The sequence below is a fragment of the Streptomyces doebereineriae genome, from assembly GCF_031845645.1.
Lineage (GTDB): Bacteria > Actinomycetota > Actinomycetes > Streptomycetales > Streptomycetaceae > Streptomyces > Streptomyces canus.
The window spans coordinates 1-465 of sequence record NZ_JAVREZ010000233.1; the positions used below are offsets into that span (position 1 = coordinate 1).

The window sequence follows — 465 nt, forward strand, 5'->3', positions numbered from 1 at the left end:
GGTACAGCACCCGGCGACTGTGCAGGAAGGCCGTATAGGCGGTGATCAGGCTCAGGGAACTGGACCCCATGAGCCCGACGACAGGATCCACCAGCAGGATGCAGGTCGCCGCGATACAGGCCGTGCCCATGGACACGACGGTCCACGACTGGGTGCGGCTGGGCCACTGCCGCCGCCACCACCATTGCGCCAGGGTCAGGCCGCCGACGGCCACGGCCACAGCCACGTATTGCAGGCCGCCGTGCGGGCCCTTCGGGCTGACCAGCAACAAAAGCGGAACCAGGCTCAAGCCGACGATGGTGACCCCGACGAGGCGCTGCATCTGGATGCGCTTGCCCTGCGCAGCGAGCAGCGCGGTACGCGCGTAGTAGTTATCGAATGGACTCAACCCGCACCCCGGAGTAATCGACTTCGCCTTCACCTTACGTAATCATGGGAGCCGCGGTTTTGTCGCCGGTTTGAGGC

1 protein-coding gene is annotated in these 465 nt (G+C 65.6%); it reads right to left on the reverse strand.

Features of this window, described 5'->3' with window-relative positions:
• Nucleotides 1–421, reverse strand: a 421-nt coding sequence (locus tag RNB18_RS51625) for a hypothetical protein (RefSeq protein ID WP_311721011.1), incomplete at its 3' end; no start/stop codon positions are given.
• Nucleotides 422–465: the final 44 nt, after the last annotated feature.